Origin of the sequence: Allocatelliglobosispora scoriae (assembly GCF_014204945.1) — a bacterium.
Lineage (GTDB): Bacteria > Actinomycetota > Actinomycetes > Mycobacteriales > Micromonosporaceae > Allocatelliglobosispora > Allocatelliglobosispora scoriae.
This window is the reverse complement of sequence record NZ_JACHMN010000003.1, coordinates 1,555,545-1,580,677: the sequence shown is the minus strand read 5'-3', so window position 1 is coordinate 1,580,677 and position 25,133 is coordinate 1,555,545. Positions and strand designations below refer to the sequence as shown.

At 72.9% G+C, this 25,133-nt stretch carries 28 protein-coding genes; 10 read left to right on the top strand and 18 right to left on the bottom strand.

Annotated elements, in window-relative coordinates; all coding sequences use genetic code 11:
* From F4553_RS33595 to F4553_RS33550, 10 genes are read right to left on the bottom strand one after another with little or no spacing between them, the layout of a single operon-like run.
* Complete coding sequence (locus tag F4553_RS33595) at nt 1–378, bottom strand: Zn-ribbon domain-containing OB-fold protein (protein ID WP_184844485.1); 378 nt, start codon at nt 376–378, stop codon at nt 1–3.
* Nucleotides 375–1,487 (bottom strand): thiolase C-terminal domain-containing protein, encoded by a 1,113-nt coding sequence (locus tag F4553_RS42640; RefSeq protein WP_184844482.1) that lies wholly within the window; start codon nt 1,485–1,487, stop codon nt 375–377. The genes F4553_RS33595 and F4553_RS42640 overlap by 4 nt, the downstream gene beginning before the upstream one ends.
* Entirely contained in the window at nt 1,484–1,675 is a 192-nt protein-coding gene (locus tag F4553_RS33585) for a hypothetical protein (protein WP_184844479.1), read from the bottom strand. Before F4553_RS33585 ends, F4553_RS42640 begins: the two co-directional genes overlap by 4 nt.
* Nucleotides 1,672–2,106, bottom strand: a complete 435-nt coding sequence (locus tag F4553_RS33580) for a MaoC/PaaZ C-terminal domain-containing protein (RefSeq protein WP_184844476.1) — start codon at nt 2,104–2,106, stop codon at nt 1,672–1,674. The genes F4553_RS33585 and F4553_RS33580 overlap by 4 nt, the downstream gene beginning before the upstream one ends.
* Complete coding sequence (locus F4553_RS33575; RefSeq protein ID WP_184844473.1) at nt 2,103–2,570, bottom strand: FAS1-like dehydratase domain-containing protein; 468 nt, start codon at nt 2,568–2,570, stop codon at nt 2,103–2,105. The genes F4553_RS33580 and F4553_RS33575 overlap by 4 nt, the downstream gene beginning before the upstream one ends.
* Nucleotides 2,567–3,544 (bottom strand): RidA family protein, encoded by a 978-nt coding sequence (locus F4553_RS33570; protein WP_184844470.1) that lies wholly within the window; start codon nt 3,542–3,544, stop codon nt 2,567–2,569. Before F4553_RS33570 ends, F4553_RS33575 begins: the two co-directional genes overlap by 4 nt.
* Entirely contained in the window at nt 3,541–4,854 is a 1,314-nt protein-coding gene (locus tag F4553_RS33565) for an MmgE/PrpD family protein (RefSeq protein ID WP_312875484.1), read from the bottom strand. Before F4553_RS33565 ends, F4553_RS33570 begins: the two co-directional genes overlap by 4 nt.
* Entirely contained in the window at nt 4,847–6,046 is a 1,200-nt protein-coding gene (locus tag F4553_RS33560) for a CaiB/BaiF CoA transferase family protein (protein WP_184844465.1), read from the bottom strand. The genes F4553_RS33565 and F4553_RS33560 overlap by 8 nt, the downstream gene beginning before the upstream one ends.
* Nucleotides 6,043–7,053 carry an LLM class flavin-dependent oxidoreductase gene (locus F4553_RS33555; protein WP_312875483.1) on the bottom strand — a complete coding sequence of 337 codons (1,011 nt, stop codon included), beginning with the start codon at nt 7,051–7,053 and terminating at the stop codon, nt 6,043–6,045. The genes F4553_RS33560 and F4553_RS33555 overlap by 4 nt, the downstream gene beginning before the upstream one ends.
* Entirely contained in the window at nt 7,050–7,550 is a 501-nt protein-coding gene (locus F4553_RS33550; RefSeq protein WP_184844462.1) for a MaoC family dehydratase, read from the bottom strand. The genes F4553_RS33555 and F4553_RS33550 overlap by 4 nt, the downstream gene beginning before the upstream one ends.
* Before the next feature lie 76 nt (nt 7,551–7,626).
* Between F4553_RS33550 and F4553_RS33545 the strand changes: the two genes are divergently transcribed.
* The 3 genes from F4553_RS33545 (at nt 7,627) to F4553_RS33535 (ending at nt 10,179) form a co-directional block, all read left to right on the top strand.
* A complete protein-coding gene (locus F4553_RS33545) occupies nt 7,627–8,334 on the top strand; it encodes a hypothetical protein (protein ID WP_184844459.1) in 708 nt (235 codons plus the stop codon).
* Nucleotides 8,335–8,554: 220 nt separating this feature from the next.
* Nucleotides 8,555–9,151 carry a hypothetical protein gene (locus tag F4553_RS33540; protein WP_184844456.1) on the top strand — a complete coding sequence of 199 codons (597 nt, stop codon included), beginning with the start codon at nt 8,555–8,557 and terminating at the stop codon, nt 9,149–9,151.
* An 89-nt stretch (nt 9,152–9,240) separates the two neighbouring features.
* Complete coding sequence (locus tag F4553_RS33535; protein ID WP_184844453.1) at nt 9,241–10,179, top strand: alpha/beta hydrolase; 939 nt, start codon at nt 9,241–9,243, stop codon at nt 10,177–10,179.
* 51 nt (nt 10,180–10,230) lie between these two features.
* Here the strand turns inward: F4553_RS33535 and F4553_RS33530 are convergent, their stop codons facing one another.
* From F4553_RS33530 to F4553_RS33515, 4 genes are read right to left on the bottom strand one after another with little or no spacing between them, the layout of a single operon-like run.
* Nucleotides 10,231–10,896 carry a GDSL-type esterase/lipase family protein gene (locus F4553_RS33530; protein ID WP_184844451.1) on the bottom strand — a complete coding sequence of 222 codons (666 nt, stop codon included), beginning with the start codon at nt 10,894–10,896 and terminating at the stop codon, nt 10,231–10,233.
* Nucleotides 10,893–11,456: a GNAT family N-acetyltransferase gene (locus F4553_RS33525; RefSeq protein WP_184844448.1), complete on the bottom strand. Its 564-nt coding sequence runs from the start codon at nt 11,454–11,456 to the stop codon at nt 10,893–10,895. Before F4553_RS33525 ends, F4553_RS33530 begins: the two co-directional genes overlap by 4 nt.
* 59 nt (nt 11,457–11,515) lie before the next feature.
* The gene (locus F4553_RS33520; RefSeq protein ID WP_221470576.1) at nt 11,516–12,004 is read right to left on the bottom strand and encodes an NUDIX domain-containing protein; all 489 of its coding nucleotides are present in this window, start codon (nt 12,002–12,004) and stop codon (nt 11,516–11,518) included.
* A 46-nt stretch (nt 12,005–12,050) separates the two neighbouring features.
* Nucleotides 12,051–12,869, bottom strand: a complete 819-nt coding sequence (locus tag F4553_RS33515) for an IclR family transcriptional regulator (protein WP_312875482.1) — start codon at nt 12,867–12,869, stop codon at nt 12,051–12,053.
* A 151-nt stretch (nt 12,870–13,020) separates the two neighbouring features.
* On the opposite strand from F4553_RS33515, the gene F4553_RS33510 reads away from it, so the two are divergent.
* Genes F4553_RS33510 through F4553_RS33485 form a run of 6 tightly spaced genes read left to right on the top strand, consistent with a single transcriptional unit; the run spans nt 13,021 to nt 20,211 of the window.
* Entirely contained in the window at nt 13,021–14,019 is a 999-nt protein-coding gene (locus tag F4553_RS33510; protein WP_184844443.1) for a flavin reductase, read from the top strand.
* A gap of 4 nt (nt 14,020–14,023) precedes the next feature.
* A complete protein-coding gene (locus F4553_RS33505; RefSeq protein WP_221470575.1) occupies nt 14,024–15,319 on the top strand; it encodes an acyl-CoA dehydrogenase family protein in 1,296 nt (431 codons plus the stop codon).
* On the top strand, nt 15,316–16,788 hold the full coding sequence (locus F4553_RS33500) for an aldehyde dehydrogenase family protein (protein ID WP_184844440.1): 1,473 nt from the start codon (nt 15,316–15,318) through the stop codon (nt 16,786–16,788). Before F4553_RS33505 ends, F4553_RS33500 begins: the two co-directional genes overlap by 4 nt.
* Nucleotides 16,785–17,633, top strand: a complete 849-nt coding sequence (locus tag F4553_RS33495) for an isocitrate lyase/PEP mutase family protein (protein WP_184844437.1) — start codon at nt 16,785–16,787, stop codon at nt 17,631–17,633. The genes F4553_RS33500 and F4553_RS33495 overlap by 4 nt, the downstream gene beginning before the upstream one ends.
* Nucleotides 17,630–18,778 carry an FAD-dependent oxidoreductase gene (locus F4553_RS33490; RefSeq protein WP_184844434.1) on the top strand — a complete coding sequence of 383 codons (1,149 nt, stop codon included), beginning with the start codon at nt 17,630–17,632 and terminating at the stop codon, nt 18,776–18,778. Before F4553_RS33495 ends, F4553_RS33490 begins: the two co-directional genes overlap by 4 nt.
* On the top strand, nt 18,775–20,211 hold the full coding sequence (locus F4553_RS33485) for an aldehyde dehydrogenase family protein (protein WP_184844431.1): 1,437 nt from the start codon (nt 18,775–18,777) through the stop codon (nt 20,209–20,211). Before F4553_RS33490 ends, F4553_RS33485 begins: the two co-directional genes overlap by 4 nt.
* Before the next feature lies 1 nt (nt 20,212).
* Here the strand turns inward: F4553_RS33485 and F4553_RS33480 are convergent, their stop codons facing one another.
* Complete coding sequence (locus F4553_RS33480; protein ID WP_312875481.1) at nt 20,213–20,902, bottom strand: HAD family hydrolase; 690 nt, start codon at nt 20,900–20,902, stop codon at nt 20,213–20,215.
* Between the two features lie 60 nt (nt 20,903–20,962).
* Between F4553_RS33480 and F4553_RS33475 the strand changes: the two genes are divergently transcribed.
* The gene (locus F4553_RS33475; RefSeq protein ID WP_184844428.1) at nt 20,963–21,766 is read left to right on the top strand and encodes an inositol monophosphatase family protein; all 804 of its coding nucleotides are present in this window, start codon (nt 20,963–20,965) and stop codon (nt 21,764–21,766) included.
* Between the two features lie 18 nt (nt 21,767–21,784).
* Here the strand turns inward: F4553_RS33475 and F4553_RS33470 are convergent, their stop codons facing one another.
* The 3 genes from F4553_RS33470 to F4553_RS33460 all read right to left on the bottom strand — a co-directional run bounded on the left by F4553_RS33470 (nt 21,785) and on the right by F4553_RS33460 (nt 25,010).
* Complete coding sequence (locus tag F4553_RS33470; protein WP_184844425.1) at nt 21,785–23,515, bottom strand: toll/interleukin-1 receptor domain-containing protein; 1,731 nt, start codon at nt 23,513–23,515, stop codon at nt 21,785–21,787.
* An 83-nt stretch (nt 23,516–23,598) separates the two neighbouring features.
* Nucleotides 23,599–23,811, bottom strand: coding sequence for a ferredoxin (locus F4553_RS33465; protein ID WP_376776327.1), 213 nt, complete (start codon nt 23,809–23,811; stop codon nt 23,599–23,601).
* Entirely contained in the window at nt 23,808–25,010 is a 1,203-nt protein-coding gene (locus F4553_RS33460) for a cytochrome P450 (RefSeq protein ID WP_184844422.1), read from the bottom strand. Before F4553_RS33460 ends, F4553_RS33465 begins: the two co-directional genes overlap by 4 nt.
* Between the last annotated feature and the right edge of the window lie 123 nt (nt 25,011–25,133).

The window sequence follows — 25,133 nt, the reverse complement described above, 5'->3', positions numbered from 1 at the left end:
TCACTCCTGGCTGAAGACGGGCAGCGCGCGGCCGTCGGGCAGCGGCTCCCAGGCGAGGTGTACGGGCACATCGCACCGCGGCACCGCCACGCCGACGAGGTGCGTGAGCAGGATCGGGCCCTCGTCGAGGCGGACGCGAGCGAGCGTGAAGGGCACCGCGACCTCGGGCGCCGGAGCCCGGTGCACCACGGTGAAGGCATCCACCGTGCCGTGGCCGGAGGCCTCGACGAAGCCGTGCGGACCGAGCAGCCCGCACGTGGTGCAGAGCGCTCGCGGCGGGTGCTGCACGGTGCCGCAGCCGTCGCAGCGCTGCAGCAGCAGGCGGCGCTCGCGGGTCGCGGCCCACCAGGGCGCGGTCACCTCGTCCTCGGGGATCATCCCGCCTCCAGGATGACGGCGGCGTGGCTGGAGGAGATGCCGCCGATGCCGTGGACCAGGGCGGACGCGGCCCCCGGCACCTGCCGCTCGCCGCACTCGCCACGCAGCTGCCGGACCGCCTCGACGAGCAGCAGCACCCCGAGCTGGCCCGGATGGCAGTAGGACAGGCCGCCGCCGGTCGTGTTGACCGGCACCCCGTCCCAGAAGGTCCCCGTCCCCGGTGGGCAGAGGCCGAGCTGCTCCAGCGCGAGCGGCACGCTCACGGTGAACGAGTCGTATGTCTGCACCACATCGATCTCCCCCGGCGTCATCCCGGCCCGCGCGAAGGCTCGCTTCCCGGCGACGGCGGCGCCCGTGTCGAGCAGGTCGTCGGCGGTCGACATCGCGGCGTGCGTGACCGCCTCGCCGTAACCCCGCACGATGATCGGAGCTTTCCGCAGGTGACGGGCCCGGTCCAGCGAGGTGAGCACCACCGCGCCGCCGCCGTCGGTGACGAGGCAGCAGTCCAGGGTGCCGAGCGGGCTCGACACGACCGGCGCGCCGAGCACGTCGTCGACGGTGAGCGGCCCGGCTCCGTAGCGGAAGGCGGCCGGATTGCGCAGCGCGTGCTCCCTCGCCCGGACGGCGACCCGCGCCAGGTCGGCCCGGTCGAGCCGGTAGGTGTGCAGGTAGCGCTGGGCCGTCATGGCGTAGTAGGACAACGGCCAGAGCGGCTGGTAGGGCTGCTCGAACTGCGCCTCCGGCAGCGCCGGGTCCCAGACACCGCCGATCACCCGGGACCGGGCCGACCGCTGGTTCGACGCGTACGCGATGACGACGACACGGCACTGCCCGGCCGCGATGGCCTGTGCGGCGCGGGCGACATACATCTCGAAGACGGCTCCCCCGGCGGCGGTCGAGTCCGTCCACGCCGGCTGGATCCCGAGCTGGTCCGCGAGGTGCGTGGCCGGAAACCGTCCGTGCCCCGTGGTGGCGATCCCATCCACATCAGACAGTCGCAGCCCTGCATCCGCGAGCGCCCGCGCCACCGCCTGCGCCAGCAGGTGCTGCGTCGAGAGCCCGGTCACCCCGAGGTCGCACTCCCCCGCCCCCACAATCGCAACGCTCACGGCAGCACCGCCAAGACCGCCGCAACTCTTGAAGAGTTGGTGTTATGCGCTCCCCGCACCCGCCTGTGCGCGCCGTCCATGACACCAACTCTTGAAGAGTTGCGCCGGAAAGTGCGCGGCCCGGTGTGCGAGCGGGCCGGGTGAGGACCAACTCTTGAAGAGTTGCGACGATCTTGGGTGCGGCTCATGCCGGAGCCGGAGCCGGGGCATGGGTTGTGGTTGCGGCCGGAGGTAAGAGGATCGTGGCGGCGGCGGGAGCTACCGCGGGGCGGCCGTCCGGGGTGACCTCGACTCGGAGGTCCAGGGTGACGGTGTCGCCGTCGACGGCGGTCACCGTGCCGGTCAGGCGGACCGTCTCACCGGCGAAGACCAGGCCGGCGAAGCGGAAGCTCAGCGCGGTCAGGCGGGCGCCGGGACCGGCCCAGTCGAGAACCTGCTCGGCGAGGAGCGCGCCGAAGAGCTGGCCGTCGACGACCGGCCGGGAGAGGCCGCGATCGGCGAGGTACTCGTGGTCGTAGTGCAGGCGGTGCCAGTCCCAGGTCGCACCGGCATAGGCGATCATGTCGGGCAGCTCGATGGTCCGCTCCCGCACCGGCAGTTCGAGACCCACGGCGATCATGACGCGCTCCCCAGGTGGATCAGAGTCTCGGTGTTCACCGCGAGCAGGTCGCCGTGCTGGTTGACGTAGGTCGCCACCGATGTCACCACCACCATCGGTACGCCGCCGCCGGTGACGCGTTCGGTGATCGCGGCGAGGCGCCACTGGACGGTGAGTACGTCGGTGGCCCGGACGGGCTGGTGGAACTCGTAGGCGTTGCCGCCCCGGATCAGCCGGGTGCCGGGGATATCGAGGTGCCAGCCGTGCCCGGCGTAGCCGTCGGCGTCGCGGGGCAGCCCGGCGTAGGAGTTGGTCTCGCAGATCAGCGTCGGCGGTGCGACCGGATCCGAGCCGGTGTATGCCGGGTTGACGGCCCCGATCGCCTGCGCGAAGTAGCGGATCGCCGCCGCACCCAGCTCCTCGGGCGCGGTGTAGACGACCTCGCGGCCGACCTGGGCTCGCAGCTCATCGGTGAGCAGGCTCATCGCAGCACCGCCCGGGGGATGACCTCGAGCAGGAACTCCGGCCGCAGCAGTCCGTCGCAGACGACCGAGGTGACGGCGGCCCGGGGGAATCGCGCGGCGCGCAGGGCCGCCAGCTCCGGATAGGCGGTCACCCCGGCCGGGGTGACGTATTCGAGGAGGGTGACGACCTCCGCCCCGCCCGCCGCGTCGAGCACGGTGTCGATGCTGTCGTAGATGTAGGCAGCCTGGGCGAGCAGGTCGCCGTCGTGCAGCGCGGTCTGGGTGACCGGGTCCAGCGCACCGAACCCGGCGCCGAAGACGTGCCGCCCGGCGACGACGGCCGGCTTGTAGGTGAGCGTGTCGTAACGGGCCCAGCCCGGGTTGACGGCGCGCAGCGAGCCGGTCGCGGCGACCGCGTCGAGCGAGACCATCGCGCCGGGTGCGACCGGGTGGTCGACGAGGATGCCCGCCGCACCGGGGTGCACGGGTCCGTCGCCGAGCAGGTCGCGGCGGGGCCGCCCGCAGCGCGGGTAGTCGGCGCGGGTGGCGGTGGCGGTGTAGTCGGTGGTGAGGACCAGGGCGTCGAGCCCGAGGCCGAGCCCGCCGAGGAGGGCTTCGAGGCGTTCGAGGCACCAGCGGTACTGATCCCGGAACTCGCCCTCGGCCGTGTGCACGCTCGGCAGGTAGACGATGCCGTCGGCGCTGCGCAGCACGTCCCGGCCGCTGCCGCGCAGCACGCTGCCGCCGGGGTCGGCGGTCATCACGACGCGGAAGGCGTCGCCGGAGTCGTCGGGGAAGCCCCGCACCGGGATGGTGGAGACCGGCACGACGTGGCCGTGGAGCAGCCGGTTGCGCCCCGCCGCGAGCTGCACCGGGTCGGCGTGCGGTGTGACGTATTCGGCGAGGTGGACGAGGTCGCCCGGCTCCAGGCCCCACTCGCCGAGCAGCGCGGTCGCCGCCGGATGGCCGCCCGTCGCGGGCAGGTGAATCGTCATGCCAGGCTCCTCACGAGTTCTTCCACATCGGACGCTTCGGCGAGTCCGTCCACCGCCGCACGAACCACCTCGGCCCGGGGGCCGATCGTGCCACGCGCCTTCGACAGCACGAGCGCGTCGAGGCCGGGATCGTCGGGTCCGCCGCCGCTGCGCGGCACCTCGCCGACGAGCGACGTGCCGTCGTCGAGCGTCACCCGCAGCCATCCGGGCGCGTCCGCCGCGGGACCGGAGGACGGCCGCGCGGTGAGCGACGTGATGCCCGCGAGCCGCTGCAGGTCCGCGCGTAGCGGCTGGTCGAAGACCTCGACCGGCAGCGCGCCGTCGACGAGCACGGCCGCGACGCACCAGGCCGCGGAGAACTTCGCCGCGTACGCCGTCCCGGGCGCCCGGTCCCCGACGATCGCCAGCGCGTCCGGGTGCAGCCGCAGCTCGATCCCGGTGATCCGCTCGACGTCCACCCCGCCGCGCAGGGAGAGGGCGGCATCGATCGAGGCATGGCCGAGCTGGCAGGCCGGATAGGGCTTGATGGTGATCCGGGCCGCCTCCCACCGCTCCCCCAACGCCCCGACCAGCACCGACAGGTCCGGCCGGCGACCGGTGAACGCCGCATAGAGCCCCCGCGACCCCTCGATCGCACTCCCGGGACCGGTGGCTCCCGCCGCGGCGAGCCGGGCGGCGAGGATCCCGTTGCAGGCGGCGAACCCCGGATGCAGCTGCTTCGTCGACGACCCGGTGGCGAGGAACTCCAGCAGCCCGCTGGACCCGCTCGCCGCGATCCCGATCGCATCGGCCATGACCTCGGCGGGCAGGCCCATCAACCGACCCGCGACCACGGCCGCCGCGATCGTGCCGCAGGCCGAGGTGGCGTGGACCCCGCGCGCGTGGAACCCGTGCGGCGTCGCGGCACCGAGGCGGCACACCGTCTCCAGCCCCGCGACATAGGCGGCGAGCAGCTCCGATCCGGTCGAGCCGAGCTGCTGCGCCACGGCGAGGGCGACGGGTGCGGTGACCGTGGTGGCGTGGACGAGGCCGCCCGCGTGGGTGTCGTCGAAGTCGAGCGCGTGCATCGCCACCGCGTTGCCGAAGGCCGCCGCGGGTGCGCCGACGCGGGTGTCGCACCCCAGCAGGGTCGCCTCCGGTGGGCCGCCCAGCCCCGACGCCACCTCCTGCGCTGCCGGGGCGGCGTCACGGCGTACCCCCGCGATCAGGCAGCCCAGGCCGTCGAGCAGGTGGCGGCGCGCCGCGGCCCGGACCGTCGGCGGGACCTGCGCGAGGGTGAGGCCGGAAGCCCAGACGGCCAGGTCACGCACCGAATGCTCCGGCACCGCGCAGCTCGGCGATGTGAACGGGTGAGTAGCCGAGCAGGTCGCGCGTGACGTAGTCGAAGTCTTCGTTGCGCCGCGGCGCCCGGCGGTAGGTCTCCGGCGCCGGGCCGACCCGGACCGGCGACGCGACCTGGGTGACCGTGCCATAGCGCGGGTGCTCGGTCGTGACCACCATGCCCCGGGCCAGCGTGTGCGGGTCGGCGAGCGCGGCGGCGACGTCGTTGACGGGGCCGCAGGGCACCCCGGCCGGTTCGAGGTCGGCGAGCCACGCCGCGACATCCCTGGTCAGGAACGCCTGCTCCAGGATCGCCAGCAGCTCGGCGGAGTGGCGCTGCCGGTCGGCGAAGGTGGCGAAGCGCGGGTCGTCGGGGAGGCCGAGCACCCCGGCGAGGCGCCGCCAGAATTTCTCCTTGGCGCAGCCGACCACGAGCCAGCCGTCGGCGGCCTGGAAGACCTGGAAGGGTACGAGCGACGGGTGCGCCGAGTGGCGGGTGCGCACCGGCGTGAAACCGGCCGTCAGGTGCCAGGTCGCGGGGTAGGTGAGCAGCCCCAGCGCGGTGTCGAAGAGGCTGAGGTCGCAGTCCATGCCCTGCCCGTCGCGGCGGGCCGCGTGCACCCCGGCGAGCAGCGACATCGCGGCGACGAAGCCGCCCGAATAGTCCACCATGGACAGGCCGGACTTGGCGGGCGGGCCGTCGGGCTCGCCGGTGAGCGCCATCCAGCCGGCGAGGCCCTGCAGGATGTAGTCGTATCCGGGCTGGGCGGCGCGGGGCCCGGTCATGCCGAAGCCGGTGAGCGAGCAGCAGACGATCCGCGGGTTGAGGTGGCGCAGGTCAGGGTAGGTGAGGCGCATCTTCGGCGGCACGTCGCCGCGCAGGTTGCTGTAGACGGCGTCGGCGTGCTCGACGAGGTCCTCGAAGACCTCCCGACCGGCGGTCGTCGACAGGTCCAGCGACAGCGATCGCTTGCCCCGGTTGAAGGTCTCGAAGAAGAGCGAGTCCTCGCCGTCGTCGTCGGCGTCGGCATAGGGCGGCACGTAACGCCCCACGTCCCCGCACGACGACGGGTCCTCGATCTTGATGATCTCGGCGCCGAGGTCGGCGAGGTGCAGGCTGCCGAAGGGCCCGGCGCCGTACTGCTCGACGGCGATGACGCGGATGTCGGCCAACGGCTTCATGCCAGCTCCCGGATCAGGTCGATGACGGCGTCCTGCGCGGCGCGGATCTCCGCTGGTGCAAGGCCGTGCGTGGGCGGCGAGAGCTTGATCGCGTCGGCGAGCCCGCGGTAGCGCGCGATCCCCGCGGCAGCGTCGTCGCGGGTCCCGCTGAGCGTGAAGGCGGCGGCCATCTCCGGGGGTACGCCGTCCCTCAGCGCGTCGGCGGCGGCTCCGTTGCGCAGCGCCGCCACGGTCGCCTCGTGCTCTGCGGCGAACCCGGCACCGGCGAAGAGCTCGGCATAGGACTTCACGCTGGCGTAGAACCCGACCACGCCGCGCGCCCGGTCCCGGGCGAGACCCGCGTCGGCGTCGACGGAGCAGCAGGCGGAGACGACGACCTCCGGCCGGTTGCCGGTCCGCGCCGAACCCCTCCGCAGCATCGGGAGCACGGTCTCGGCGAGGTGGTCGGCCGGGCAGAGCTCGTGCGAGAGCCACCCGTCGCCGATCTCCCCCGCGAGCGCCGTCATCGCCGGTCCGACGGCGGCGAGGTGGATCGGGATCCGCTCCCGGACCGGGGCATGGGGCCGCCGCCAGCCACGCACCGCGATCGAAGTCTCGCCACTGTGGACTATCGGGTCGCCGAGGTGCGCGCCCGCGATCACCGCCCGGATCGCCGCGACCGTGTCCCGCAGCCGGGCCACCGGCGGATCGAAGGGCACGCCGTGCCAGTCGCCGATGAGCTTGCGCACCCCGGAGCCGAGCCCGAGCCGGAACCGGCCGCCGGAGAGTTCGTCCAGGTCGAGGGCGGTCAGCGCGGTCACCATCGGGCTGCGGGCGAAGGCGAGCGCCACCCCGGTGCCGACACCGACGGTCGTGGTGCCCGAGATCAGCGCGGCCGCCGCGATCGGGGCGCTGCGGTGCAGCTCCGGCGCCCAGACGACCCCGGCACCGGCATCCTCCGCCCGGCGGGCCGCGTCGGCGAGCTCGGCGAGCGACTCCCCCCACGGCTGGTAGTCCAGCCGGATCACGGCGTCATCGGCCCGGTCTTGGCGACCGGGAAGAGGCCCTTGTCGTGGGGTGCGTCGCGCTTGTAGACCATCACCGAGCGGCGCCAGGACATGACCTCGTCGCCGTCCTGGTTGAGCCCGCGCGTGCGGCAGCTGACGATCCCGGCGTAGGGCCGGCTCTTCGACTCCCGGGTCTCGGTCACGATCGACTCGGAGTAGAGGGTGTCGCCGATGAAGACCGGGTGGGTCAGCCTGATCTCGTCCCAGCCGAGGTTCATCAGCGCGTTCTGGCTCATGTCGGAGACCGACAGCCCGAGCACGACCGCGACGGAGAACCCGGAGTTGACGATGATCCGCCCGTAGGGCGCCTTCGCGGCGAAGTGCGCGTTGAAGTGGTTCTGGTTGGTGTTCATCGTGAGCAGGGTGAACCAGGTGTTGTCCGCCTCGCTCAGGGTGCGACCGAGGGGGTGCTGGTAGACGTCACCCACGGTGAAGTCTTCGAAGTAGAGGCCAACCATGCTGCGACGCTAGCCATGCGTTGACCAGCCCGTCAAGGGCTTGTTTCTCACAGCGAATCAGTGTTTCCATTACGCGGTGGGACAACATACACACGGCTGGTGGATTCTGCTCCACCTCGTCCTGTTCGTCTTCTGGCTCGGCGGCGACCTGGGCGTCTTCTGGTCCAGCCGCTTCGTGCTGCGCCCCGACCTCACCCCGGCCGCGCGGGCGACGGCCCTGAAGATCATGGGCGGGCTGGACCTCGGTCCCAAGATCTGCCTGGTGCTCTTCCTGCCCAGCGGCCTGACCCTGATGGCGCTGGAACCGCACGGCGCGACGCTCTTCGGCGTCAACCCGTTCCCCTGGCCGCTCGTCGTGCTGGTCTGGCTCTTCGCCGCCGGCTGGCTCGCCGCCACGATCAGCGACCACCACCACCCCGGCAAGCGCCCGTGGGTGCGCACCCTCGACTGGACGATCCGCCTCACGCTGATCGCGGTCCTCGCCGGACTGGCGCTCTACACACTGATCGCGACGAACCCGTTCGGCGTGACGACGAATCCACGCTGGCTGGGTGCGAAGCTGCTGCTCTACACGGTGGCGATCGCCTGCGGCCTCGGCATCCGCCGGACGCTGCGCCCCTTCGGCCCGGCGTTCGGCACCCTGATGACGACGGGCTCGACCCCCTCCGTGGAGGCCGCACTGAAGCGCTCCATCGACGGCTGCCTCCCCTACGTCTACGGCATCTGGGCCAGCGTCCTGCTGGCGGCGGCCCTAGGCGTCCTGAAGCCCTTCGCCGACCTGTAGCGAGGCGCGGTGATCGCGGTGTTTCCCGGAAGCAGTCCCCTCGAAGGCCGCCTGAGAGGCCTGTTTCCGGGAAACACCGCGATCACCGCCGCGAATACCTGGCGCTCCGTCGGATGGGCGACCGCCGCAGCGGTATCAGCGAGGGCGGGTCGCCCATCTACTCGGGGACAGGCACGGCGCGACAAGGGCGCCGAGTCGCCCGAGCATCGAGGAGCGCGTCATGCCGCTGCCCAACGTCGCCACGACCAACGTGATCACGTGGATCATGGCTCAGCCGTTCTTCATCAACAACCAGGCGCCGAACTTCGCCGTCGGCCTCTCCGGCGACACGATGATCATCAGCAAGGTCGGCGGGATCACCCTGCGCGCCGGCGGAATGGCCGCGCTGCAGGCGCAGATCCAGACCTACCCGTGGTATGTCGCCGGCACCACCGTCGTCTACCTCGCGAAGAAGTTCACCAGCGACGGGGCGAGCAACCACGGCGAGATGTGCGTGCTTGCGGCCGCCGACGACCTCGGGCTGGTCCTCAACCGGATGGAGTGCACCGGCGCCAACTGCGCCGCGTGCTTCCAGACACTCGGTGCCTACGGCGTGCCGACGGTGAACGTGATGGCCGCCGGTTCGCAGGTCGGCTGGGCACACCCGCGCGGCAGGCTCGCGATGGGCACCGCGGTCAACGACCGCTGGGACGACCAGGTGGCCGAGCTGCCCGGCTACAACGCGCTCGCCACCACCGCCGCCCGCAACGCCTTCGCGCACCAGCACACGATGCGCACCCTCTCGATGCCGCAGGGCGATTGGGAGCAGATCATCTAGGCGGCCGACATTGACGAATCAGGCTTCGACTCCCATGATGGTCCCCAATTAGGAAACGCTGTTTCGCTAGAAGAAACGCGAGGACCGTCATGCACGTTCGAACAGCCATGCGGCGCGGCCTGGTCACCCTGGCCGCCGCCGCGCTGGCCGCCGGGGCCGGCCTGCTGGCCGCCCCGGCACCCGCCAGCGCCGCCTACAGCACCGTGGCGAGCTTCGCCACCAGCGTCAACGGCGACGCGGCCGACGTACACCACCCCGTCACCACCTCACCGCACGACCCGTGGCCGGTGGTGCTGCTGCTCCAGGGCGCCAACGTCGACAAGGCCAACTACGCGCGGTACGCCGCCAAGGTCGCCGGTTACGGCTTCGTCGTCGTCGTGCCGAACCACTTCCAGGTCCTCTTCGGACAGCCCGGCCTCTACGCCACCGGGGCGCAGGCGGGCTGGACCGTCACCTGGGCGCAGACCGAGAACGTCCGGGCCGGTTCCCCGCTGCTCGGCGCGATCGACCCCGGGACGCTGCTGCTGCTCGGGCACTCCTTCGGCGGAGCCGCCGGGCTGACCCTGGCGTCGGGGCTCTGCACGCCGCCCTTCTGTACGCTGCCCACCCCGGCACCGCCGCAGCTCAAGGCGGCGGTCTTCTACGGCACCAACAACACCGTGCCCGGGACCGGGATCAACCCGCCGGTCGTCAACACCGTGCCGATCGCGCTCATCCAGGGCGGCGTGGACGGGATCGGGAGCCCGGTCGCCGGGCACGCGACCTACGCCGCGATCGTCTCGCCGCCGAAGCTCTTCGTCAGCGTGACGGGCGCCAACCACTACGGCATCACCGACGGGCAGAACCCCGCGGGCGCCCGGCCGGACCTCTCCCCGCAGACGCTCGGGCAGACGGTCGGCGTGGAGACGGTGGCGCGCTGGACGGCGTACTGGTTGCGGGCACAGCTCGGCGATCCCGTGGGACAGGCCTGGATCCACGGTATCGGCGACACGCTCGACGCGAACGTGACCACCGAGTCGGCGTACTGACCGGTTGATCAGGGCGGGCGGCGGCGCAGCGACACCGCCGCCCGCGCCGTGCTATTTGACCAGATCGCGGACCTTGCCCGCGATCAGCTCGGCGAGCCGCTCGTGCGAACCCACCGAGAGGTGGTGCCCGTCGCTGCCCGCCCGGGCCACCGTGGCCGCGTCCGCGAAGAGCACGCCGCGGGCGTGTGCCACCCGGGAGATCTCCGCCGCGAGCAGCCGCGACTTCTCCACCGAGGTCCCGTCGAAAGCACCGGCGGTCGTCCCGGCGAAGCGGGGCTGGCCGTCATCGAGGTGCAGCGGGCTGACCAGCACGATCCCCGGTACGCCACCGGACCGGCTCTCCGCATTGAGCGCGACGTCGTCGATGTAGCCGTGCAGCGCACCGGCGATCGACGCGGGCGCCCGGTCGAACTGGATCTTCAGATCGTTGGTGCCGAGCATGATGACGATGACGTCGATCGGGTGGTGGGTCCGCAGGCAGGGCCCGAAGTAGGGGCGGCCGTTGCAGCCCGGGCGGTCGTCGTACTCCAGGTCGGTGGTGCGCCCGCCGAGGCCCTCCTCGATGACGTCGTAGCCGTCGCCGAGCAGGAGTTGCAGCCGTCCGGTCCACCGGACATCGGCCGCGAGCCGCGCGTAGTCCTCGTCGTCGGAGGGGATGCCGTTGGTGTTGGAGTCCCCGAAACAGAGGACCTTGCTCGCCGCAGAGTTCGTGATCACGACTCCGATGTTATTGCGCGCCACTCGTCTTCGAGCATCGCGTAGTGGTACTCGTCCCCCCACTCGCCCTTGAAGATCTCGTTCTGCACGAAGTGCGCCTCGCGCCGCAGGCCCAGCCGCTCCAGCAGCCGCCACGACGGCTCGTTGCGGGGGTCGCAGCGCCCGATGATCCGGTGCAGCCCCAGCTCCTCGAACCCGAGCCGCAGCACCACCCGGGCGGCCTCGGTCGCGAGGCCCCTGCCGCCCGCGTCGGGGTGGAAGACGTAGCCGAACTCGCCCTGCCGGTGCTCCTCGCTGAGCCAGGCGAGGCTCACCTCGCCGATGACCCGCTCGCCCGCGACGACGGCGAGCACCAGGCGGTCGCCCTCCGCACGCAGCGCGGTCTGCCCGGTCTTGTGGGCCAGGACCTCCCGGGTCTGCTCCCGGTCGCGCGCCTCCCAGTAGAGGTAGCGCGCCACCTCCGGCCGCGAGTGGAAGGCGTGGAGATCGTCGAGGTCGCCCGCCGCGAACGGGCGCAGGGTCAGCCGTTCGGTCATCAGGGGGTACGCGGGCAGCAGCACTCGCCGATCGTAACTCCATGATCGGCGCAACTCTTCAAGAGTAGCGCCGATGCCCTCGGTCAGAGACCGATCTGCACCGGCTCGGCGGGCAGCCCGTTTCGGAGCAGCTCCGCCAGCAGCACCGGCAGGTCACGCGGCGCGAACACCTCGTCGCCCCGGTAGGCGAGCAGCTCCTCCTGGCTCCACCAGCGGAACTCGGTGACGTGCTCGCGGGCGAGCTGCTCGTCGGAGAGCTGGCCGCGAGGGGTGAAGCGCGGTGTGCGTACCCAGTGGATGTGGTTTATCGCCCCGTCGTAACCGCGCGCGGCCGTGACCGGATTGACCACCCGCTGGGTCCAGACCAGCGGCGGGTCGGCGTCGAGGTGCAGGCCGATCTCCTCGAGCAGCTCGCGGCGCAGGGCGCCGAGGACGAGCTCGCCGTCGTCGATCCCGCCGCCGGGGGTGAGCCAGAGATAGGGACCGCCCTTGTAGGTCAGGTCCAGCCGGCACAGCAGCAGCGCGTCGGTCTCGTCGAGGATGAGCGCCCGGGCGCCGAGTCGCAGTCTCACACTGTCGATCCTGACATTTGTTGCGGTTTTCGCGGCGTGTCCAGCATTAAAGTTCAGGGGCGTAGCCGAGCTGGGCCGAGATCCGGCCCGCGGCCTCCAGGAGCTGGGTGGCCGCGTCGGTGTGGTCCGGCTTGAAGCGGGCCGCGGGGCCTGCCACGCTGAGGACCGCGACCACGTGGCCGTCGTGGTCGAAGATGGGGGCGGCGAGGGAGGCCGCACCGGCCTGGCGCTCGCCCAGCGAGGTGGCGAAGCCCTTCTTGCGGATCGAGGCGAGCTCCTTGCGCAGCTTGACCGGGTCGGTGACCGTCTTGTCGGTCATCGGCTCCAGCGGGTGCCGGGCCAGATACTCCTCGATCTCGGCCTCCGCCAGGAACGCGAGGAACGCCTTCGACGACCCGCCCGCGTGCAGCGGGTAGGGGATGCCGAGCGTCACCTCCATCCGCAGCTCCTGGTCGGGGACGACCTGGTCGACGTAGAGGCGGGTGTCGCCGCGCCGCAGCGAGAGGGTGGCGGTCTCACCGGTCTGCTCGGCGAGGTGGCGCAGCTCGGGGGCGGCCATCGCGCGCAGGTCGGTGCGGGCGAGGTAGGCCCGGCCGAGGGCGACCGCCGCGTGGCCGAGCGCGTAGCGCCGGGTGGCCGGGTCGACGGTGATCAGGTCGCGGCTGCGCAGCGCGGTGAGGATGCGGTGCACGGCGGCCTTGGTGATGCCGAGCGCGGTGGCGATCTCGGTGACGCCGAGGTCGGGCTGCCCGCTGCGGCCGAAGAAGAGCAGCACGTCCATGGCTCGCTCGACGGCGGCGATGGAGCGTGACTGACTGTCGCCGTCGTCTTCGACGACGACCTTGGCTGCGGCACTGGTCGGCACGGGGCCCCTCCTGTCGGCGTGGACGTGCGTCAGTGTAGATCGCATCGCCCGCTCCGGCAGATAGGCCGGTGAGGCGTTGACACGAGCCGTCGCACATCGTTACCTTCACGGTAACAGCGTTTCCTGATGCGAAACAGGAGTACTCCGGCCCGTGGACAGCACCCACCTGCGTTCCGTGCTCGGCCAGTGGCCGAGCGGTGTCGCCGTGGTCACCACGATAGCGATCGGGCCGGGCGGCGTGGCCCGCCCGCACGGGATGACCGCGAGCTCCTTCTCCGCCGTGAGCCTCGACCCGCCCCTCGTCTCGGTCTGCCTCGGCAATCACCTGCCCAGCCGGGCCCTCGTCGAGTCCTCCGGCGTCTTCACGATCAGCTTCCTCGGCAAGGACCAGGCCCACGTCGGGCGGCGCTTCGCCGGGATGCACCCCGAGTTCGCCGACCGGTTCACCGGCCTGGACTGGGAGCGCGGCCCGACCGGCTGCCTGCGCCTCGCCGACGCCACGGCCTGGCTGGAGTGCTCGGTGGAGCACGCCTACCCGGGCGGGGATCACACGATCTTCGTCGGGCGGGTCCTCGACGCCGCGATCCCCCGGATCACCTCGCCGCTGCTCTTCCACTCGCGCAACTGGGGCCAGCTCGCCGACCCGCTGCCCGACGAGATCAGCATGACGGTGCTCGACGGCCACCCGCTGCCGGAGCAGGGCGTCCTGGTCCGCGACACCGAGGACGTGGCCCGGATCGCCCGGATGGCCGCCGACGGTGCCGTCATCGCCTACGTCGACGACGCCTTCACCCCCGCCCGCGAGGAGACGGTGCTGGCCACCCTCGGCGCGCTCTGTTCGGTGCCCGGCGTCGAGCTGGGCTGCGCCGAGACCGGCCCCGCCTCCCCTCTCCAGGTACGCCGCGTGCTGCAGGACGCCGTCGTCCGGGTGCGCCCGGCGCCGCTGCGGGTCCGCCTGCTCGCCCACCACGGCCTGGGCCTGGTCAACGCACTGGTGGCGATGAAGAGCGGCGTGAGCCGGTTCGACACCGTGCTCGACGCGACCTCCGGCGGCCTGCCCGCCCACGATCTGCTCCTGCTCGCCCGGCAGCTCGGCGTGGCCTGCCCCGCCCCGCTGCCCGACTTCGACCCGCCATCCACAAGGGAGTGAACACATGGACCGCCTGACCGGCGAGCGACTCGTCGACGACATGACCGAGGCCGAGCGCGACCGTGCCAAGCGCGTGGAAGCGGTCCTGCCCGCACTGCGTGCGGCGGCCGAGCGCGCCGACGCCGACGGCGCCTTCCCCGAGGGCCACGTGGACCTGCTGCGCGACGCCGGGCTGCTCGGCCTCGTCGTCCCGGTGGAGCACGGCGGGCTCGGCGGCGGGCTGCGCGACCTCGCGGCGGCCACCTTCGCGATGGGCACGGCGTGCCCGTCCACGGCACTCGCCTACTTCTTCCACAACACCAGCGCCTCGCGCGGCCTGCTGCCCCTCGAAGCGATCGAGGCCGGGCTCTTCGACGACGCGGACGTGCCGACCGTGCGCGCCTTCGCGCACAAGGTGCTCGACCGGATGGCCGGCGGCACCTGGCTCGCCAACTTCGCCAGCGAGTCGGTGAAGAGCTCCAGCGCCAACATCGCCATCTCGACCACGGCCCGCCCGGCGACCCGCGACGGCGTCGACGGCTGGCTCATCGACGGTGAGAAGTCCTTCGGCTGCGCCACCGGTGTCGCCGACACCTACCTGGTCACGGCCCGGATCGACGGCTCCACCACCGCCGACGGGCTCGCCCTCTTCCTCGTCCCGCGCGACGCCGACGGTGTCGCCAACCGCCCCTCCTGGGACGGCCTGGGCATGCGCGGCTCGTCCAACCACGGCATCACCCTGCACGAGGTCTGGGTCCCGGCCGACGAGGCGCTGACCGTGTCCGGCGCGTTCGTGAAGATGCTGCAGTGCAGCCGGGGCAGCTTCGTCGGCAACCAGCTCGCCATCACGGCGGTCTACGTCGGCTGCGCACAGGGGGTCTATGACGAGACGCTGCGCGGGCTGACCACGAAGACCTTCGCCGACACGGGGCGGCCGATCGCCGAGAGCCCGATGCACCAGGTCATCATCGGAGACATGACGGAAAACCTGGAGACGGCCTACCTGTGGCTGCGCCGCCAGCTGCTGCTGGAGACGTCCGAGCCGCCGCTCGCGCCGAAATCCGACGTCTACCGGCAGTGGCGGCTGGCGAAGGGCTCGATCTGCGAGGCGGCCTTCGCCGTCGCGGTCGGCGCCTTCAAGGCCTCCGGCACCTCCAACGCGACGCTGCACGGCACGATGGGCCGCGCCCTGCGCGACCTCGCGATGGGCCTGGTCATGACGTTCCCGCCGGAGCGCGGCCGGTTGGAGGCCGCCTCCATGGTCACCGCGTCCCGCGCCAACGACCTCTTCACCCCGGTCGCCCCGGGCGGTGCCAAGTGATCGAGATCCCCCCGGTCGCCGACCTGGTCGCGGGAGAGTGGCGGGAGTGCGACTCGGTCCTGGGTTTCGCCCTGGAAGACCCCGCGACGGGTACGCCCACCAGCCGCGCCGTCGGCACCTCCTACGAGCGCACCGACGCCGCGATCGCCGCCGCCGACGCCGTGCACCGGTCGGGTGCCTGGTCCGCCCGGACCGCCGACGAGCGGGCCGACCTCCTCGACGCGATCGCCGCCGAGGTGGAGGTCGACGCGGCCCGGATCGTCGAGCTGGAGTCCTTCGCCACCGGTGTGCCGCTGCGCCAGACCTCGATCCTCGCGGTGATCCTCGGCGGCGCGTTCCGCCTCGCCGCCGGGCAGCTCCGCGCGGGCTGGCTGACGAGCACGATGCCCCGCGAGGACGGCCGGACCGCCCTGGTCGAACGGCTCCCGTGGGGCCCGGCGGCCTGCCTGGTCCCGTGGAACGCCCCGGCGCCGATGGCGGCCCACAAGATCGCCAACGCGCTCGCCGCGGGCTGCCCGACGATCGTCAAGCCCAGCGAGTACGCCCCCCACGGCACCCAGCTGCTCGCCGGCTCGATCCAGCGGGCCCTCGCCGCCGCCGGGCTGCCCGACGGGCTCTTCCAGCTCGTCCACGGTGACGCGGCGGTCGGCGGGCAGCTCGTGGCGGATCCCCGGATCCGCGCCGTCTCGTTCACCGGCGGCCTCGCCGGCGGGCGGGCGGTCGCGTCGGCCTGCGGGTTCGGCATCAAGCCCGTCCAGCTCGAACTCGGCGGCAACAATCCCCTCGTCGTGCTGCCCGACGCCGACACCGGGACCGCCGCCCGGGCCGCCGCCGACCTGCTCACCACGCTCAACGGGCAGTGGTGCCGGGCGCTGGGGCGGCTCATCGTGCCCGCCGACCGGGCCGACGAGATCGTGGGCGCCGTGCTGGCCCGGCTCGCCGGGCTCACCGCGGGCGATCCGCTGGACCAGGCGACCGACTTCGGGCCGCTCATCCACTCCGGGCACCGGGAGCGGGTCGCCGCCGCCGTGGACGAGCTGGTGGAGCGCGGGGGCACCGTGCACCGGTCGCTCGGCGTACCGGTGGCGGGCAATTTCCTGTCGCCGACGCTGGTGACGGGTGTCGACCCGGCCGACACCGAGGCGGAGATCTTCGGACCCGTCGCCGCCGTACACACCTACGCCGACCTCGACGAGGCGGTCGCCCTCGCCAACGGCACCGACTACGGCCTGGAGGCCTATGTCGTCGGCGCCGACGAGGACGCCGCGCTCGCGGTGGCCCGGCGGATCCGCGCGGGCGAGGTGAAGGTCAACGGGTCGAGCATCATGAGCCTGCACCTGTTCACCCCGCGCCCGGCCTGGGGCTTGAGCGGCATCTCCGAGGAGGGCACGGCCGAGACGCTGCGCTTCTTCACCAATGCCCGCGTCGTCGGCGTCGAGGGCGGCTTCGCGCTGCACGGGCGGCCATGACCAACCCGCTGCGCGCGCTGCTGCACGCGGCGACCGTCACCCATCTGCCCGGCGTCTACGACCCGCCGACCGCGGCGCTCGCCGTGGCGGCCGGGCACCGCGCCGCCCACCTCTCCGGTGCCGCCTGCGCCGCGCTCGATCTGGGCCTGCCGGACCTCGGCTACGTGCACGGGACGCACCTCGCCGACCGGGCCGCGCGCATCGTGCCCGCGCTGCGCGGGGTGCCGCTGCTCGCCGACGCCGACACTGGTTACGGCGACGCGCTGCAGGCGGTCTGGACCGCACGCCGCTACGCCGCCGCGGGCGTCAGCGGGCTGCACCTGGAGGACCAGGTCCAGCCGAAACGCTGCGGCCACCTCGCGGGCAAGGAGCTCGCCGCACCAGCCGTCGCCGCGCGCAAGATCCGTGCGATCGTGGCGGAGGTGCCGGACCTGGTCGTCGTGGCCCGCACCGACGCCTACTCCGTGACCGGCCTGCGGGATGCGATCGACCGCGCCGCCTCCTATGTGGAGGCCGGTGCGCACGCGGTCTTCCTGGAGGGGGTCGGCGATCCGGCGGAGCTCGCCGAGGCCCACGCCGCCCTGCCGGGCGTGCCGCTCGTCCTCAACCGCTCCGAGGCGGGCTCCGCCGTCCCGGCGACCGACGCCGAGCTGCACGCCGCCGGCGTACGCCTCGTGCTGCACCCGGTCGCGCCGCTGCTCGCGGCCCTGCACGCCGCCCGCGACGCCTACGCCGCGATCGCCGCGCACGGCACCGCCGCCACCGTGACCCGCCTCCCCTGGTCCGACTTCACCAGCCTCGTCGGGCAGGACGAGGCACTCGAACTGGATGCGAGGTTCGCATGACCCACGTCGTCGTCGCGGGTGCCGGGCCGGTCGGGCTGACCGCCGCGCTCGCCCTGCTGCGCACCGGGATCGCGGTGACGGTCCTGGAGGCGGGCCCCGGGCTCGCCGCCGAGTCCCGCGCCTCCACCTTCCACCCGCCGACCCTGGAGATGCTGCGCGAGCTGGGTGTTCTCGACCCGGTGCTGGAGCGCGGTCTGATCGCGCCGGTCTTCGCCTATCGGGACCGGGTCGAGGGGCTGATCGCCGCGCTGGACCTCGCCGTCCTCGCCGGGGACACCCCCTTCCCCTTCCGGGTGCAGCTGGAGCAGTCCAAACTCACCCCGATCCTGCTCGCCGAGGTGGAGCGGCTCGGCGGTGCGGTCCGCTTCGGGTCGCCGGTGACCTCGGTCGAGCAGGCCGGGACCGGGGCCACCGCGACCACGGCCGACGGGCACCGCGTCGGCGGCGACTGGGTCATCGGCGCCGACGGCGCGCACTCGGCGGTCCGCCGCAGCCTCGGCGTCGACTTCGAGGGGATCACCTACCCGGAGCGGTTCCTCGTCGCCTCCACCGAGGAGGAGCTGCCGGAGCTGCTCGACGGGCTCGCCGCCGTCAACTACGTCTTCGACCCGGTCGACTGGTCGGTGCTGCTGCGCACGCCGGACCACTGGCGGGTGCTGCTGCCGACACCGGACGACTCCACCGACGACGTGGAGCTCGCCCGGCTCGACGAGCGGCTGCGGCTCATCGCCGATCCGGGTCGGCCGTGGCGGGTGGCGCACGCCAGCATCTACCGCGTGCACCAGCGGGTGGCCGCGTCGTTCCGGACCGGGCGGGTGCTGCTCGCCGGGGATGCCGCACACGTCAACAACCCGCTGGGCGGCCTCGGGATGAACTCCGGCATCCACGACTCCGTCGCCTACGCCGCCGCCATCGCCGACTCCGCCGACGCCGTGGCAGCCGCCGCGGCCGATCGGCGCCGCATCGCCCTGGAGTACGTCCAGTCGGTGTCGCACCAGAACTACGTGCGGCTCACCGCCACCGATCCGCGGGTCCGCGCCGACCACCTCGCCGAGCTGCGGGCCACCGCCGCCGACCCGGTCCGAGCCAGGGCGTACCTGCTGAAGAGCTCGATGATCTCGTCCCTGCGCCCGGTTCCGGCATGATCGAGCGCCACAATCCCGCCCGCGTCGGCGAACTCGTCGGCAGCGTCGCCGCCACCTCGCCCGACGGGGTGGACGCCGTGGTCCGGGCCGCCGCCCACGGGCAGCGCGCCTGGGCCGCGGTCGCCGCCGACGAGCGGGCGTCGGTGCTGCGCCGGGCCGCCGACGCCGTCGCCCCGCACGTCGAGGAGCTCGCCGTCCTGCTCGCCCGGGAGTCGGGCAAGCCGCTCGCCGACTGCCGGGGCGAGGTCGGATTCGCGCTCACCTACCTCCGCTGGACCGCCGGGCGGGCACCGGCTCTGCTCGCCGACCGGGAGATCGACGACGACGCGGGGCGGCTGCTGCTGCAGCGCAAGCCCTACGGCGTGGTCGCCGCGATCACACCGTGGAACGCACCGGTCATCCTGACGATGCTGAAGGTCGCCCCGGCGCTCGCCGCGGGCAACGCCATCGTCGTCAAGCCGTCGCCGCTGGCCCCGCTCGCGATCGACCGGGTGCTCCGGCTGCTCGCCGACGCCCTCCCCGACGGGCTGCTGCACGCCGTGCACGGCGGCGGGGAGACCGGGGCGGCCCTCGTCGGGCACCGGCTCGTCCGCAAGGTCGCCTTCACCGGTGGCGCCGCCGCCGCGAGCCAGGTCGCCGCGACCGCAGCGCTGCTCGCCACGCCGACCGTCCTGGAGCTCGGCGGCAACGACCCGGTGCTGCTGCTGCCCGACGCCGACCTCGGCCCCGAACCGATGCGGCGCCTCGTCCTCGCCTCCTTCGCCACCAGCGGCCAGGTCTGCATGGCGGCGAAGCGCCTCTACGTGCACCGGTCCCGCTACGACGAGTTCCTGGAGTCCTATCAGGACGCCGCTCGCTCGGTGCTGCGGACCGGTGATCCGCTGCACGACGGGGTCAGCATGGGCCCGGTCATCACCGCCGAGGCCGCCCACCGGGTACGCGGGCTCGTCGACGACGCCGTGGCTCGCGGCGGACGGGCGATCCCGCTGGGGCTGACCGATCCGGCGACCGACCTCGGCGGCGGGCACTTCGTGCTGCCGACGCTCGTCGTGGACGCCCCCGCCGACGCGCCGGTCGTGACCGAGGAGCAGTTCGGGCCGGTCGTGCCGCTGCTCGCCTACGACGATGTCGACGACCTCGTCGAGCGGGCCAACGCGGGCGAGCTGGGGTTGGGCGCATCGGTCTGGTCGGCCGACGAGGACCGGGCGTTCGCGCTGGCCCGGCGGATCGAGGCCGGTTTCGTCTTCGTCAACACGCACAACCGGACCGGGATGTCCCTGCGGGCGCCCTTCGGCGGCGTCAAGCGCTCCGGTTACGGCCGCGAATACGGCGACGAGGGCATCACCGAGTACGCGCAGACCTGCGTCGTGCACGCTCCGGCGGCGTTCCGGGCGGGGGGTGCGGGGGCGGCTGCCAACGCGTACCCCACGTGAGTCAGTGACCCAGCGCGGCCAGCACCGCCGACGTGTCCGCGAGTGACGGCAGGACCGCGTGCGCACCGGCCGCCGTGAGCTCCGCGGCGGTGGTGCGGCCCGAGGCGACGCCGACCGCGACCACCCCGGCGTCCAGCGCGCCCCTGATGTCGAAGACCGTGTCGCCGATGACGACGACCCGGTCCGTCGCGGGCACCGCGCCGTATTTGCGTGCCGCGCGCTCGCAGGCTGCCCGGACCAGCATCGACCGGGCCGGGCCGTCGGAGCCGTAGCCGCCGATCTCGAAGTCGATCGGCTCGGCGAGGTCGAACAGAGCCAGCTTGTGCCGGGCGACGGGGGCGAGGTTCCCGGTGACGACCGACTGCACGACGCCGGACACCCCGGCGACGGCACCCAGTGCCGCGGCGGCACCCGCCAGCGCCTGACCGCGGGCGAGCATCTCGGCGCCGCCCGCCAGGGCCGTGGCGATCATCTCCTGGTAGAAGGCCTCGATGAGCTCCTCGTCGGCCTCGACACCGTGGCCGGCGAGCACCGCCTCGGTGATCTCGCGATCGGTCCTGCCCGCGAGATCGGGCATCTCCCGCAGCTCGTGGCCGGTGGTGCGGAGCAGCGCCGCCGCATACATCACCCGGCCGTAACCGGCGTAGCTGACGAGTGTCTGGTCGATGTCCCACAGCACGAGGCGTTGCACCGTCAGACCACAACACGATCACGCGCGGCCCGTCAAGGCGGGTCGCCTATCCTCGATAGCATGTCGCAGACCGATCACGACCTCGCCATCGCCGCGGCCGAGGCGGGTGCCGACGTCGTCCGCGCCCTCTACGGCGAGTCGATCGCCCGCTTCGAGAAGGAGCCCGGCGACTTCGCCACCGCCGCCGACCTGGAGTCGGAGCAGGTCATCATCGAGATGCTGCGGGGCGCCCGGCCCGGCGACGCCGTGCTCGGCGAGGAGAGCGGGCACACCCCCGGCACCTCGAACGACCGCACCTGGCTCGTCGACCCGCTCTGCGGCACCGCCAACTACGCCGCGCGCACGCCGCTCGTCTCGGTCAACGTCGCGCTGCGCTGGGGCGGGGAGATCACCGCCGCCGCGAGCGCCGACCCCTTCGCGGACGAGCTCTTCTGGACCGGCGGCGGCCCCGCCTACCTCCGCCGCGACGGCATGGACGAGCCGCTCACGCCGTCACCGGTGACGCGGCTCGTCGACATCAACGTCGACCCGCCCGTCCCCAACAGCCCGGCCTTCCTCGCCGCCGACCTGCTCGCCGACCCCGCGTTCACGGCGCGGTTCCAGCCCCGGGTCGTCTCCACGACGCTCGCGGTGGCGTGGGTGGCGGCCGGGCGGCGGGCGGCGTACGTCACCGATGGCGACCTGCGCGACAGCGTTCACTTCGCGCCGGGGATCGCGCTCTGCCGGGCCGCCGGGTGCGTGGTGACCGGCCTGCAGGGCCAGCCGCTGCACACCGGTGTCGGCGGTCTCGTCGCGGCGGCGGACGCCGAGACGCACGCCGCACTGATCGAGATCATCGGCGCGCACTTCGCCCGCTCCCGTTAGGCGTGGTCCGCCCCCCGGCTAGGAGACCGGGCTCCGCACGACGATCGACTGGTCGTAACCGGCGCTGGCGAGGGCCCCGCCGTTCGAGCTGAACGCCACGGCGGCGACCCAGTTCGAGTGCTCGGTGAAGGTCGCCCGCCGGATCGGGGCGGCCGGGTTGGTGACATCCCACAGGATCACCAGCTTGTCGTACCCCGTCGTGGCCAGGAGCCTGCCGTCGGGGCTGAAAGCCGCCGAGAGAACCGTGTTGGTGTGGTCGGCGAGGCCGGCCCGCCGCACCGGATGGGCCGGGTCGGTGACATCCCACAGGATCACCGACTTGTCGCCGCTCGTCGTCGCCATCGTGCTGCCGACCGGGCTGAACGCCACCGTGAAGACCCAGGCGGCGTGGCCGGTGAGGGTCGTCAGCCGGGACGGTTTCGCGGGGTTGGCGACGTCCCAGAGGATCACCGTCTTGTCGGTGCTGGCCGTCGCCATCGTCGCGCGGTCCGGGCTGAACGCCACCGACCACACGAGGTCCTTGTGCCCGGTCAGCGTCGCGAGCCGGACCGGCTGTGCCGGAGCGGCGACGTTCCACAGGATCACCGTGCGGTCGACGCCCGTCGTCGCCATGGTCAGGCCGTCCGGGCTGAACGCGACGGAGTAGACCACGTCGGTGTGCCCGGTCGCGGCACCGAGCCGGACCGGCTTCCCGCGATCGGTGACGTCCCAGAGGATCACCGACTTGTCCGCGCTCGCCGAGGCCATCGTCCGGCGGTCGGGGCTGAACGCCACGGAGAGCACCGTGTCGGTGTGCCCCCGCAGGGTCGCCAGCGGGCTGGGTCGCGCGGGGTCGGCCACGTCCCACACGATCACGGTCTTGTCCGCGCTCGCCGAGGCCATCGTCCTGCCGTCCGGACTGAACGCCACGCCGAAGACCGTGCCCGCGTGATTGGTGAGGCTCACCGATCGCATCGACACCGAGCCCTTCGGCGCCGGCGTCGTGGCCCGGTCTCGCGGCGGCGCGTCGGGGACGGAGAGCACGACGACGGCGAGTGACGCCACGAGGAGCAGCGCGGACGCGGCCAGGCCGAAGGGCCGCACCCGGTCGCGCAGCGGACGGGGGCGGGGCCCGATGGGAGCGGGCCCGGCGGACAGGGGCGCCAGGGCACGGAGTTTCGCGATCAACGCCTCCGGCGGCAGCTGCCCGCCGGTGACATCGTGGTACTGGATGTGGGCGAGGCTGAAGAACCCACGACCGGCGAGCAGCAGCGGGAAGATCGGCTTGCCCGCCTGCTCCGCGTGCGTGATCTCGCGCTCCACCCAGGTGGACTCGGCGCCCATCGGCGTCATGACCGCGACGACCGCCGCGCAGGAGTCGATCCGCGACTGGATCATCCGGGTCCACCGGTCGCCCGACACGATCCGGCTGTCGAACCACACCAGGACGCCCGCGTCGGTGAGGACCTGCGCGAGCCGCCGCACGTAGTCGGCCGCGTCGGCATGGCTGTAGCTGAGGAACAGGTGGCCGCCGGGCTCCGACGGCTCGGCGGCGCCGCGGTCGCCGGGGGTCGGCCGTCGCCGGAGGAGCACGGCGAGCCCCAGCATCACGCCGAGCGAGAGGAGCAGCGTCGCCGCGAGGGTGCTGCCGCCGCCGAATCCCCACCGGGACAGCGGCCACCACGCCGCGCCCCCGACCGCCCCACCTGCGACGGCCACGACCACCGCGCGACGCACCCGGCTCACATATCCCCCTCGGTACACGTCCATCGAGGACACCCCATCACGGGCGGGCCGGGCTCCGCCACACCGAATCGGACACCTGATGGGTGGACGAGTGCCGGATGCCGGCCTCACCCGGCCACGGTGATCGCTCCCGCCGGGCAGAGGTGCACGGCCTGGCGGACCGCGTCGTGCAGCTCCGGCGGCGGCTCGGGCAGGAGCAGCACGACGAGCCCGTCCGATTCGTGCTGGTCGAAGACGTCCGGCGCGGCCATCACGCAGTTGCCCGAGCCGCAGCAGGCTTCCCGGTCGACCTCGACGCGCATCGCGGGCACCTCGCTCACCAGGTCACCGGCAGGCGCTCGACCCCGAACACGGTGGAGTCGCGGAACACCAGATCGGTCTGGTCACCGGCGAGCGCGAGGCCGGGCAGCCTCGTCGTCAGCTCGGCGAAGGCGATGCGCAGCTCGCTGCGGGCGAGCGGCTGCCCGATGCACTGGTGCACGCCGAACCCGAAGGCCATGTGCGAGTGGGCTGCCCGGTGCAGGTCGAACTCGTCCGGCCGGGCGAACGCCTCGGGATCGCGGTTGGCGGCCGAGAGCAGCGCGATCGCGCCCTCACCCGCCCGGATGACCTGGCCGCCGATCTCGGTGTCGGCGACGGCGAGCCGGGGCAGCCCGGTCCGCACGATCGTGAGGTAGCGCAGCAGTTCCTCGACGGCGCCGTCGATCAGCTCGGGCCGCTCCCGCAGCTGGGCGAGCTGATCGGGGTGGCGCAGCAGGACCAGGGTGCCGAGGCCGATCATGTTGGCGGTCGTCTCGTGCCCGGCGACGAGCAGCAGCACCGAGATGCCGACCAGTTCCTGCGCGGTGATCTCGCCGGTCGCGACCCGCTCGACGGCGAGCCGGCCGAGCAGGTCGTCCGTGCCGCCGTCGCGCTGCTTGACCGCGACGAGGTCGGCCAGGTAGCCGCGCAGCTCGTCCCCGGCCGCCCGCAGCTCCGGCATGGAGCTCTTGCGGTTGAGCAGGGTCCGGCTGCGCTGCTGGAAGAACGCGTGGTCGCTGTAGGGGACACCGAGCAGATGGCAAATGATCATCGAGGGTACGGGCAGCGCGAACCACTCGACGAGGTCGGCCGGCGATCCGGCCGCCCGCATCGACTCGATGGACTCGACGACCGTCTCGCGGATCAGCGGCTCCAACCGGCGCATCGCCTTGATCATGAACTCGGGGGTGAGGAAGCGGCGGAACATCGTGTGGTCGGGCGCGTCCATCCCGATGAAGAACCCGGCTCGGCGGCTCTCGTCGAGCAGCGGCGCCTCCCGCAGCAGCGGGAACAGCGGATGGCTGAAGTCGCTGGAGAAGTCCGGGCTGCGCAGCAGCTGGCGTACGTCGTCGTGGTGGGAGACGAGCCACGCCTCCCGTCCGGTCGGGAGGGTGATCCGCGCGACCCGTTCCGATCCGGGCGACGGGACGGGGACGAGCGGATCGCCGTTGGGCTGCACGAAGGGGAACCGATGCGTAGGCGCGAGCGTGTCGGACATGCGGGGGCCTCCCGTGTCAATGCGTGATTACTTAACTCCTATACGTTAGTCATCGATGGATGAAGGGCCAACCCGATACGCCGGGAATGACGGCAGGTGAACACAGAAGTCCCCCGCTCACGA